Consider the following 10,746-nt stretch of genomic DNA (forward strand, 5'->3'; position numbering starts at 1 on the left):
GCGATCGCCGGGAACTACCTGGTGATGGCACTGCCCGACAGAACGGCCTTCGTGGCACTCGTCCATCTCCGTGCGGGAACGTTGCGCGTCGCGGCCGGCGAGACCGTTGTCCAAGGCCAGCAACTCGCGACCTGCGGCAACTCGGGAAACTCGACCCAGCCGCATCTGCACATTCAGGCGATGGATAGCGCTGATCTCTCCGTTGCGCGAGGCGTGCCGATGACGTTCCGCAGCTTTCGAGAATGGCCCCGTGGTGCCACGAATGCGCGGTTCAGGGAGTGGGGGATGCCCGGCGAAGCCTCCGTGATCGAACCGCTGGCGAGCTAGCGGGTTCCCGCCCGCTTCTTCCGGCCGTCGAGTTTGTTCGGCAGCACCGCATCCGTCGCACTGTCGCTGGAGCCGCGTACGTATACGCGAGGGGAGCCGATGACGGGCGCCTGCAGCCACATCGGGACCTTCGCGATCCATCCGATCACGAAGAAGCCGAGAACGGCGAGCGCCATCATCGTGATGCCGCCCCAGAACGCCCATGACGACCAGACGGGCCCGAGCGCATCCTGGCCCATCTCGGTGCTCCCGGCGACGGTCGCAAAGAGGCCGACGATGAGCAGGAACCCGATGATGCCTCCGCCGGCACGGATGGCCTCGCCACCTAGCACTGCAGCGATCAGCAGCGGTAGTGCGATCCCTCCGATGATGAGCCAGATGGCCACCGAGGAGGCGACGTCGGCGGCGTCACTATCGAGCGAATCGCTGACGAAACCGAGGATGAACCCCGCCGCGATCATGACCAGCATCACGGTGATCAGGATGGTCGTGGTGACGCTGATGAACTTGTCGCTGAACCGATACGTCGTGGTTCGCTTCTTCGTCTTTTCCCCCATGCGTCCCAGATTATCCGGTTCAGGGTGAGGGTATTGAGGTCAAGAATTGTCCGTTGGCGTGCGTAGTGTGAAAGCGAACCAGGCAACCAAAGGGGAGAGAAGATGACTGAAACGACCGGATACACGACGGTGGCGCCCTGGATCGTCACGGACGACACCGGTGCGCTGCTCGACTTCATCTCGGAGTCGTTCGGCGGCATCGAACTCGCGCGAGTGGCGGTCGAGGACGGCACGATCGGCCACGCGGAGATCCGTGTCGGCGACACCGTGTTGCTCGCGTTCGATCGGCGCGCCGATTGGCCCGTGATGCCGTCGCTGTTGCGAGTTTTCGTTCCGGATGCCGACGTCGCGTTCGGGAACGCGGTTGCCGCCGGCGCACGCGTCGTCACACCGTTGTCCAACAGTGCTTGGGGCGACCGTGGAGGCCGGGTTCGCGATCCGTTCGGCAACATCTGGTGGGTGATGGCGCACGTCGAGGATGTTCCCGAAGCACAGACCTGGACTCGGATGTCCGAGCCCGAGTTCGCCGAGTCGATGCGCGTCGCCCAAGAGACCCTTGACGTCGAACTGAGCGGTCGTGCAACGGGGACAGCGAGCGCGCCGGTCGCACCGGTCGCACCTGTCGAGCCGGTCGCTCCTGTCGCGCCGAACTAGTCGGTCTGGGAGCGCCGGATCAGCGCAGGGTCTTGCGTGACGTGATCTGACCGGTGTCGAAGCCTAGGAGGTGGAGCCCGCCGTGGAAGCGTGCGTGCTCGACCTTGATGCAGCGGTCCATGACCACCGTCAGGCCCTTCGACTCGCCGTACTCGGCCGCATCCTGGTTCCAGATGCCGAGCTGAACCCAGACGGTCGGTGCTCCCACCGCGACGACATCGTCGATGACGCTCGGGATGTCACTCGCGCGACGGAAGACGTCCACGATGTCGGGAACCTCGGGCAGTGAGGCCAGGTCGGGGTAGGCCTTCTGGCCCAGGATGGTGTCGGCGTTCGGGTTCACGAAGTACACGCGGTAGTCGCTCGACTGCTGCAGGTACGTGCCCACGAAGTAGCTCGAACGTGTTGGGTTCGGGGATGCGCCGACGATCGCGATCGACTTGGCCGCGCGCAGGATCTTCAGACGCTCTTTTGCGTCCGGGCCGACCCAGGTGCGCTGCGACTTCAGCAGCTTGGCGAGGGGAGTCGGCGGGGACCGAGCAGCTCAGGCCGTTCGCGAGCTGGACGTCGGCCGTGTCAGCGGCGCCTGCAGCGGCAGGGGCATCCGTGATCGTCATGCGTTGGTCTCCTTCACAGCGGCGGTGAGAGCCTGGTCGAGGTCGTAGATGATGTCATCAACGTCTTCGATGCCCACGCTAATCCTCACGACGCCGGGAAGCACGCCCGCGTCGAGCAACTGCTGCTCGGTGAGCTGCGCGTGCGTCGTCGATGCGGGGTGGATGACGAGGGTCTTGGCGTCGCCGATGTTCGCGAGGTGGCTGGCAAGGTCGACGTTCTCGATGAAGGACTGGCCGACCTCGCGGCCGCCCTTGACGACGAAGCTGAACACGCTGCCGGCACCCTTCGGCAGGTACTTGAGCGCGCGGTCGTGGTGTGGATGCGCGGGCAGCCCGGCCCAGAACACCGCTTCGATGCGCGGGTCCGCATCCAGCCACTCCGCCACGATCTTCGCGTTGTCGACGTGAGCCTGGATGCGGTACGGCAGCGTCTCGACGCCCTGGGCGAGGAGGAACGCGGAGTGGGGTGCGAGCGACGGGCCGATGTCGCGCAGCTGCTCGGCGCGAAGTCTCGTCAGGAACGCGTACTCGCCGAAGTTGCCCGACCACTCGAGTCCGCCGTACGAGGGGACAGGCTGGCCGAACAGCGGGAACTTCTCGCTGTGCCACTCGAAGCGGCCGCTCTCGACGACGACGCCGCCGAGGGTGGTGCCGTGACCGCCGAGGAACTTCGTGGCCGAGTGGATCACGATGTCCGCGCCCCACTCGATCGGCCGATTGAGGTACGGGGTCGCAATCGTGGAGTCGATGATCAGGGGGATACCGGCCGCGTGCGCGACCTCGGCGAGCCCCTCGATGTCGGCGATCTCACCGGACGGGTTGGCAATCGTCTCGGCGAAGACCAGCTTGGTCTTGTCGGTGATCGCGGCGGCGTAGTCGGCGGGGTCGGAGCTCTGCACGAAAGTCGTGTCGACGCCGAAGCGGCGCAGTGTCACATCGAGCTGCGTGATCGATCCGCCGTAGAGATTGGCCGAGGAGACGATGTGATCGCCGGCGCCGACGAGGGACGCGAAGGTGATGTACTGCGCGCTGAGGCCGCTCGCTGTCGCGACAGCACCCAGACCGCCCTCGAGGCTGGCGACGCGCTCCTCGAACGAGGCGACGGTCGGGTTTGCAAGGCGCGAGTAGATGTTGCCGTACTTCTGCAGCGCGAACCGGGCTGCCGCATCCGCCGTGTCGTCGAACACGAACGCGCTCGTCTGATAGATCGGCAGGGCGCGGGCGCCGGTCACCGGGTCGGGGATGTTGCCCGCGTGAATCGCACGCGTGCGGAAGCCATATTCGCGATCAGCCATGAGGTCACGCTACCGGAGCGCGCCTGCCTCCCCGACCGGGTCGCGTAACACGCCGCAACCCCTGCTCTGGTACACTTGTACTAGGGCGTGGATACACGACCCCGGACGACGGATCAGTACCCGGAACGCGACAAGACTGGCCAGTGGAGATAACCATGGTCGCCTGGATCGTACTCATCGCATCCGGAATCCTCGAAGCAGTCTGGGCGACGGCCCTCGGCAAGGCGGAAGGCTTCACCAAGCTGTGGCCGACCGTCATCTTCGGTGTCGCCCTGCTCGCCTCGATGGGCGGACTGGCGTTCGCGATGCGCGACATCTCGACCGGCACTGCATACGCGGTCTGGGTCGGGATCGGAGCTGCGCTCACCGTGGCCTACGCGATGGCGTTCGGCGGGGACGGGTTCTCGCTGGTGAAGGTTCTGCTCATCCTCGGGCTGGTCGGCTGCGTGGTCGGCCTCAAGCTCGTCGACTCGCACTAGAGGCTTCTGGCAGTTGTTCGCCCGACGCGGGATCACCGACCGGTCAGCTGGAGATCCACACAGCGCCGAGCGCGAGGGCGGCGATGAGCACCCAGGAGAGCAGGCCGACTGCGAGAGCGCGCCATCCTGTGCCCAGAAGAGTACGGAGCCGCACAGCCGTGCCGAGCCCGAACAGGGCCATCGCCAAGAGCACCGTCTGGAGGGTGTCCGCACCGGCGATGACCGCATCCGGCAACGGGATGAACGACCGCACGAGCATCGCGACGATGAACCCGGCCACGAACAGCGGCACGATCGGCGGGCGCTTAGCCGCGGGGTCGGGCTCGACGTTGCGACGGCGTTCGACCACGGAGGCGATCGCGACCATCGGCGCCAGCATCAGCACGCGGGTGAGCTTGACCACAATCGCGACGGCGAGTGCCGCCGAGCCCGCGATCTGGGCGGTTGCCACGACCTGCCCGACGTCGTGGACTCCCGCGCCCACCCAGTGCCCGAACTGTAGCGAGCTCAGCCCGAGGGGATGCCAGAGCACGGGCAGGACGAAGATCGCGAGCGTGCCGCACAGCGTCACGAGGGCGACCGGGGTGGCCGTCTCCTCGTCCTTGGACTTCACGATCCCGCTCATGGCGCCGATCGCGGACGCGCCGCAGATGGAGAAGCCCGTGGCCACAAGCAGCGGCTGGTGCCCGGGCAGCCTGAACAATCGCCCCAGCCAGATCGTGCCGACGAACGTGACCAGAACGATTACCACGGTCGTCAGGATGCTCACCCAGCCGAGCCCGGCGATGTCGCCCAGGCTCAGCTTGAGCCCGAGCAGCACGACGCCGATCCGCATCAGGCGCTTCGCGGCGGTCGAGAGACCCGGCTTCAGGATGCCCGTCACCGCCGGTCGCGCCAACGGCACCTGACCCACGATGATCCCGAGCACGACCGCAGCCGTGAGCAGTGGCACCGCCGGGACGAGCCAGTGGATGCCCCAGGCGACCAGGGCGGCCAGCCCTGCCGCGACCACCCCCGGCAGCCAGGGGAACGTTGTGCGGGAGGTGGGTGCGACAGAACTCATCGCTCCTATTCTGGCGTGCTGCCGCCCGCCGCACTTGCGTGGACCGCGAGCAATGCGGTCCCGTCCGGCACGCCGAGGCCGGTGCACGCATCCCACCCCGGTCCGGCCTGGAACGCACCGTTGTCGCCCGTCGTGATGTCACGAAAGCCCGCCGCCACCTGACCTTTTGCGATCGAGTCGTAGAGCGCGGGCTGAGCGAGGCCGAGGGGTTTGCCGGTCGACTGCACGATGCGAGCGATGAGCGCCGCCCACAGCGGTGCGACCGCGGAGGTGCCGCCGATGACGAGGTCCTTACCGTCGACGCGCACGCGATAGCCGGTCTGCGGGTCGGCGACGCCGGCGACATCCGGGACTCCGCGTCCGCTTGGACCGTTGGTCGAGCCGCCCGCGTCCACACCCTCGGCGCCGGCGGGCACACCCACTTTCGCCTGCCACGTCGGTTGCGGGAACGTCGCGCTCACCCCGCCGCCGGTGGCGCCTCCGCCGGCGCCGTTGTTCCACACCGTCTCCGACTGAACGACGCCCGTCGCAGGGTCCGCCGCGAGTCGGGTTCCGCCGCACGCGAGCGCGTGGGGGACGACGCGGGGAAGTCCACGTGCGCCCTGCCGTCGGAGACGCGGTCAGTGCTGCCGTCGTCTCCGGCCGCAGCGGTCGTCGTCGCGCCGAGGGCGGCGGCATCCACGAGCGCCTCATCGAATGCTGCGCGCGCCTGCTGAGTCCATGCGTCCTCGCTCTGCCCCCAGCTGATGCTGATGGCGGCAGGAGTCGGGGTCGCGTGCGAGGCGGCGATGACCGCATCCACGAAGCCCGCGTCGGTGTTCGGTGCGAAATAGACGATGATGTGGGCGCCGGGGGCGAGGGCACCCGCCACCTCGATGTCGAGCATGACCTCGCCGTCCGCACCGTTCGGATCGGAGCCGGGATCGTTCTTCCCGCCGTCGACCCCGACCGCCGTCACTTTCGGGCCGGTGATTCCTAGGCCGGCGAAGTATGCGTCGAGATCCTCCTGCACGAAGCCTCCGCCCAGTTCGATGATGGCGATGGTCTGGCCGGAACCGTCCGTCCCCTCGGGGAACTTGTAGATCGTGCCGAGCTCGAGCGGCGTGTAACTCGTGCTCACCGCGCGCGGCATGGCGACTCGGAAGAGGGCACGTGCCTGGGGGCGGTCGTCGAGGCCGAGCACTGCTGTCACAACCCCATCGAGGGCGGCAGGGATGCTCAACCCGCCGCTGCGATGGCGGTGCGTCACGCCCGCGGCCGCCGCATCGCTCTCCGCTTCGATCAGGTCGGTGCCGAAGACTCGGGCCATGACCCGAGCCGGCCCGGACACGCGCACCCGTCTCTCCGCCGTGCTGGTGCTCTCGATCGTCACCCCGAGCGGCTTCAGCGTCGACGTCACGAGCTCGATGTCCTCGTCGGAGGCGCCGTAAGTGCTCGCGAAATCGGCGCGGCTCAGGGGTGAGGTGAGCGCAGCATCCGGAACCGCATCGCGACGGCGCAGGATGAGCGTCGCCTCGACCGGTGCGTCCGGGGCGAGGGCGCCGTGGGGCCGCACGCCAGGGGAATCCGGCCGTTCACTGCCGGCGAGGGGTACGAGGTCGAGGGGCTGCTCTGCATCCGTCATACCCCACGGTCTACCACCAGGAACCGACGCTGCAAGGTGCGTTGAACGGTTCTCAGACCCAGCTCGGCAGCCACATATGGATCTGCCAGAACCAGAACGGCACCGTCTGTGCGGTCCAGATCGGGTAGAAGAAAGCGCTCACGCCGAGAACGAAGACGAGATAGATGCCGACGACCCAGATTCCCCGCAAGCGTCGCCATGACGGATCCGCCCGTTTGCCGATGATCAACCCGATAGCGAAGGTCAGAGCCAGGATCAGGTACGGCTCGAAGGCGATCGAATAGAACTGGAAGATCGTGCGGTTGATGTAGAGGAGCCACGGCAGATACCCGGCGGCGAGGCCGGTGAGAATGAGACCGACCTGCCATTCCCTGTACCGCACGATGCGGTACACGAGGTAGAACACAGCGGCTGCGGCCCCCACCAGATCAGCGGATTGCCGAGCGAGGTGATCGCCGAGGAACAGGCGTTGGCCATACAGCCGTGCTGCCCGGCCGTCGAGCCCTCGTAGTACATGCTCGTCGGTCGGATCATGAACAGCCAGGTCAGCGGGTTGGACTGGTACGGATGCGAGACGTGCAGATTGATGCTGTAGTTGTACATCTCGGTCTGGTAATGCCAGAGGTTCTGCACCCACAACGGCACCCAGCTGAAGGCGCCCTTCCACTCGAGCTGGGTCGCCTGCGCCCAATGACGGTAGTAGCCGCCGCTCGTGAAAATCCAGCCCGCCCAAGTCGAAACGTAGGTGACAAGCGCGAGGGGCACCATCAGCACGAAGGTCGCGGGTGCCTGCTTCAGCACGGCTCCGCTAATCCAGAACGGGAGGCCCACGCGTCGTCTGGCCACCGCATCCACGACGACCGAATAGACCGCGAAGAAGGCCAGAAAGTAGAAGCCGCTCCACTTCACGCCCGCGCAGGCACCGGTGAGGATCGCCGCAGCGAGCAGCCACGGTCGCCACCACAGAGCGGGCCCCCACGTCGGATCACGGCCGTGCTCACGGTTTCGCGCTACAGCCGCCGCCAACCTTGTGGCGTGCCAGTCACGGTCGAGCAGGATGCAGCCGAAAGCGAGCAACGCGAGGAACATCACCGAGTTGTCGAGAAGGGCGACGCGGCTCATCACGATGGCGTGGCCGTCGACGGCCATGAGCACACCGGCGACGGTCGCCAGAATCGTGGACTTGAACAACTTGCGGGCGAGCAGGAACACTACGAGTACGGCGAGTATGCCCACGATCGCCGTCGTGATGCGCCAGCCGAACGAGTTGCCCGCGCCGAACGCGGCCAAGCCGAGCGCGATCATCCACTTACCGAGCGGGGGATGCGCGACGAACGACGGATCGGACGAGAAGATGTTCGTGTTCCCGGCGTTGAACTGCTGATCGGCCTTGTCTGGCCAGCTTCCCTCGTAGCCGAGGTGCATCAGCGTGTACGCGTCCTTCACGTAGAAGGTCTCGTCGAACACGAGCGAATGCGGATTGCCGAGGTTCCATAAACGCAGCACGGCGGCGAGCAAGGTGACGCCAAGCGGAGCCCCCAGTACCAGAGCTTCATCCGCAACGGCGTGCGCAGGCGCCGCGCCCACCAGTCGTCGAGGCGGCTACCTGTCGGCTCGGACCCGTGTGCCGGCTGATGCGCAGGCGAACGCGCGGGTTGCGGCGCAGCGCCGAGGGCGGGGGTCGTGGTCACCAGAACATGCTAGGGGTCGAAACCTTTGCGAAGGCTTCCGACCGCCCAGTCACTGACAGACTGGAGACATGATCATCCTGGCCGCGACTCCGATCGGCAACCTCAAAGACGCATCGTTGCGCCTGATCGAGGTGCTCGGGTCGGTCGCGATCGTCGCCGCTGAGGATACTCGCGTCACTCAACGGCTTCTCGCCGGGCTGGGCATCGAGAACCGACCGCGTCTCATCGCGCTGCACGACCATAACGAACGGGACCGTGCAGCCGACCTGGTCGAGCTGGCCCGCGAACAGGATGTTGTGCTCCTCAGCGACGCCGGAATGCCGACAGTGTCTGACCCAGGCTTTCACCTCGTCGAAGCCGCCGCTGCCGCGGGTGTCGCCGTTACTGCTTTGCCGGGGCCGTCAGCGGTGATAACGGCCCTCGCTGTCTCGGGACTCCCCACTGACCGGTTCACCTTCGAGGGCTTTCTTCCACGCAAGCACGGTGAGCGGATGAGCTCCCTCCGTGCGCTCGCCGCCGAACCCCGCACGATGGTCTTCTTCGAATCCCCGAACCGCATCGCCGCCTCGCTGGTCGATATTGCCGCCGCTCTCGGCGACGACCGCCGCGTGGTCGTCGCGAGGGAGCTCACCAAGATGTTCGAGGAAGTGAAGCGGGGGACCGCGTCCGAGCTCGCTGAGTGGGCTGAGGCCGGCGTACGCGGCGAGATCGTCGTCGTCATCGATGGCGCACCCGAACGAACAGTCGACCTTGAGACCGGCGTCACGCAGGTGCTCGAGCTGGTCTCATCCGGAACGCGACTGAAGGACGCTGCCGCCGAGGTCGCAGAAGCAACAGGCCTTGGGAAGAGGGACCTCTACCAGGCCGCTCTCGACCGCCGCACGGGCACGACGCAGAACGGACACTAAAGACATGCGCGGTCCGCGACGTCGCTCATGACGTGCGAGCCATGCGGATGCGTCCGCCGGGGCGGGGTCGTTGGTGGGGGTCGATGTGTGGGGGTGGGGTGAAGTAGGGCACGTTGTCGCGTACGTGTATCTGCCACCCGTCGTCGTGTACTCGGTGGTGGTGGGTGCTGCAGAGCAGGATCCCGTTGGACAGGTCGGTTGGTCCTGTGTGGGCGTCCCACCAGCGGATGTGGTGGGCTTCGGTGTAGGAGGGTGGGTGTGGGCAGCCGGTCCAGGCGCAGCCGTCGTCGCGTTCGGCGAGGGCGAGTTTTTGGGCGGGGCTGAAGAGGCGTTGGCGGCGGCCGAGGTCGAGGACTTCGCTGGCTCCGCCGAGTACTACGGGGATGAGGTCGGCGTCGGCGGCCATTCGTCGTGCGGTTCCTGCGCTGATGGGGGAGCGGATGCCGTCGATCGAGGCGGTGCCGAGCCCGGTCTGCAGCGTCTCCAGGTCGACGCGAACCACAACTGCCACCGGCGCCCGTCCGGCCGGGCCGGTCTGACTGCACCCGGCGAAATGCCGAAACGCCTGCACAGCCATATCGGACCGAAGCTGCGGCAGGCTGCGCCTGTCCTCCATTCCGTCCATCCCCGATACCTCAGTCTGGGGCTGCCCTGACTCCGGAAAACGGACACGGCGCAGTTCGTGCCCGACCAGGCTGTCGATCGCAGTGACGACGAATCCGGCGGACTCCGGGTTCAGGTACCAGTCGAGGTGCGTCATCCCGTCGCTGGTGGTGCCGATCGTCAGCGACCGACGCATCCGTTGACGTTCCTCGCCGGGCACAATGCCGCCTTCGTCGAGCTCGTCCCGGATGCGCTCGGCCAGCGCCCGCAATTCGAGATAGGTCAGGTCCGGGGCACGTTCCACGAGTACCCGTTCACCGGCGTGGAGCGAAGCGGGCGTGCATCCTGATGCTGCCTTGTCCAACTCCCGCACGATCACGGCCGCCTGATCGACGCTGACCCAGCCGGACGACGCTTCGATCGCCGCAGCCACTGCAGGGAACCGCGCCGCGCCCGCCGCGTCGTCCGGGCCGATTACGGGGGCCGTCGCCTCGCCGACTTGGCAGTACTGTCGCGCCGCCGGCATCGAGATCTGCCACTGCTCCGCGATCAGGTTCGCCGCAGACGAGTGTCCTGTCCGCAGAACCGGGTTGGTCGCACCCGCGCCCGTCGAGCGGGCCACCAGTTCGCGTGCCAGCCCGACCTTGACGGCATCCAACGCCGCCTGCAGATCGCCGACGGCCGCGAGTGCAGCGGAAAACTCGTCCTGACCCAGCGAGGCCGGGGTGGCGAACGGTTGGAGCGCCTCCCGTAATAAGGCGACTGACTCAGTGGCGGTCATGGATCGATTCCGCCACACTTCCGAAGAAAGAGCACCTGACCGGCCAATTGGGTGGATAACTCGCAAAAGTGCGCGCCTGGGGAGGATGGCCACGACGACGGCGGGGCCAGTGAGAACGGCCGCTCGCGCGAATCCGACGCATCCCGC

Annotated in this window: 13 protein-coding genes and 1 riboswitch; of the genes, 4 read left to right on the plus strand and 9 right to left on the minus strand. The window is 66.9% G+C overall.

Annotation, left to right across the window (positions count from 1 at the left end):
- The first annotated feature begins 24 nt into the window (after positions 1–24).
- A complete protein-coding gene (locus ACQ86A_RS07755) occupies positions 25–327 on the plus strand; it encodes a M23 family metallopeptidase (RefSeq protein WP_431280402.1) in 303 nt (100 codons plus the stop codon).
- Here ACQ86A_RS07755 and ACQ86A_RS07760 read toward each other — a convergent pair.
- Positions 324–884, minus strand: a complete 561-nt coding sequence (locus ACQ86A_RS07760; protein ID WP_431279976.1) for a hypothetical protein — start codon at positions 882–884, stop codon at positions 324–326. The two genes, ACQ86A_RS07755 and ACQ86A_RS07760, sit on opposite strands and share 4 nt — an antisense overlap.
- A 102-nt stretch (positions 885–986) precedes the next feature.
- On the opposite strand from ACQ86A_RS07760, the gene ACQ86A_RS07765 reads away from it, so the two are divergent.
- Positions 987–1,538 carry a VOC family protein gene (locus tag ACQ86A_RS07765; RefSeq protein WP_431279977.1) on the plus strand — a complete coding sequence of 184 codons (552 nt, stop codon included), beginning with the start codon at positions 987–989 and terminating at the stop codon, positions 1,536–1,538.
- A 19-nt stretch (positions 1,539–1,557) separates the two neighbouring features.
- On the opposite strand, the gene ACQ86A_RS07770 is transcribed toward ACQ86A_RS07765, so the two are convergent.
- Both ACQ86A_RS07770 and ACQ86A_RS07775 read right to left on the minus strand, forming a co-directional pair.
- Positions 1,558–1,926 (minus strand): CoA-binding protein, encoded by a 369-nt coding sequence (locus tag ACQ86A_RS07770; RefSeq protein WP_431279978.1) that lies wholly within the window; start codon positions 1,924–1,926, stop codon positions 1,558–1,560.
- Between the two features lie 225 nt (positions 1,927–2,151).
- On the minus strand, positions 2,152–3,450 hold the full coding sequence (locus tag ACQ86A_RS07775; protein ID WP_431279979.1) for an O-acetylhomoserine aminocarboxypropyltransferase/cysteine synthase family protein: 1,299 nt from the start codon (positions 3,448–3,450) through the stop codon (positions 2,152–2,154).
- Between the two features lie 81 nt (positions 3,451–3,531).
- A riboswitch (guanidine-III (ykkC-III) riboswitch) is annotated at positions 3,532–3,595 on the plus strand.
- 10 nt (positions 3,596–3,605) lie between these two features.
- On the opposite strand from ACQ86A_RS07775, the gene ACQ86A_RS07780 reads away from it, so the two are divergent.
- Positions 3,606–3,929: a DMT family transporter gene (locus tag ACQ86A_RS07780; RefSeq protein ID WP_431279980.1), complete on the plus strand. Its 324-nt coding sequence runs from the start codon at positions 3,606–3,608 to the stop codon at positions 3,927–3,929.
- Positions 3,930–3,972: 43 nt separating this feature from the next.
- Here ACQ86A_RS07780 and ACQ86A_RS07785 read toward each other — a convergent pair whose 3' ends face one another.
- From ACQ86A_RS07785 to ACQ86A_RS07805, 5 genes are read right to left on the minus strand one after another with little or no spacing between them, the layout of a single operon-like run.
- The gene (locus ACQ86A_RS07785) at positions 3,973–4,992 is read right to left on the minus strand and encodes a YeiH family protein (protein WP_431279981.1); all 1,020 of its coding nucleotides are present in this window, start codon (positions 4,990–4,992) and stop codon (positions 3,973–3,975) included.
- Positions 4,993–4,997: 5 nt separating this feature from the next.
- Positions 4,998–5,495: a hypothetical protein gene (locus ACQ86A_RS07790; protein ID WP_431279982.1), complete on the minus strand. Its 498-nt coding sequence runs from the start codon at positions 5,493–5,495 to the stop codon at positions 4,998–5,000.
- Positions 5,450–6,616 carry a S53 family peptidase gene (locus ACQ86A_RS07795; RefSeq protein ID WP_431279983.1) on the minus strand — a complete coding sequence of 389 codons (1,167 nt, stop codon included), beginning with the start codon at positions 6,614–6,616 and terminating at the stop codon, positions 5,450–5,452. The genes ACQ86A_RS07790 and ACQ86A_RS07795 overlap by 46 nt, the downstream gene beginning before the upstream one ends.
- Before the next feature lie 52 nt (positions 6,617–6,668).
- Entirely contained in the window at positions 6,669–6,845 is a 177-nt protein-coding gene (locus ACQ86A_RS07800; protein ID WP_431279984.1) for a hypothetical protein, read from the minus strand.
- Between the two features lie 26 nt (positions 6,846–6,871).
- Positions 6,872–8,203: a dolichyl-phosphate-mannose--protein mannosyltransferase gene (locus ACQ86A_RS07805; protein ID WP_431279985.1), complete on the minus strand. Its 1,332-nt coding sequence runs from the start codon at positions 8,201–8,203 to the stop codon at positions 6,872–6,874.
- Between the two features lie 172 nt (positions 8,204–8,375).
- Here ACQ86A_RS07805 and rsmI point away from each other — a divergent pair, with 172 nt between their 5' ends.
- On the plus strand, positions 8,376–9,215 hold the full coding sequence (gene rsmI, locus ACQ86A_RS07810) for a 16S rRNA (cytidine(1402)-2'-O)-methyltransferase (RefSeq protein WP_431279986.1): 840 nt from the start codon (positions 8,376–8,378) through the stop codon (positions 9,213–9,215).
- A gap of 25 nt (positions 9,216–9,240) precedes the next feature.
- Here the strand turns inward: rsmI and ACQ86A_RS07815 are convergent, their stop codons facing one another.
- Positions 9,241–10,599, minus strand: a complete 1,359-nt coding sequence (locus tag ACQ86A_RS07815; protein ID WP_431279987.1) for a DUF222 domain-containing protein — start codon at positions 10,597–10,599, stop codon at positions 9,241–9,243.
- Positions 10,600–10,746 lie beyond the last annotated feature (147 nt).

The organism is Leifsonia poae (assembly GCF_050632195.1).
Lineage (GTDB): Bacteria > Actinomycetota > Actinomycetes > Actinomycetales > Microbacteriaceae > Leifsonia > Leifsonia poae_C.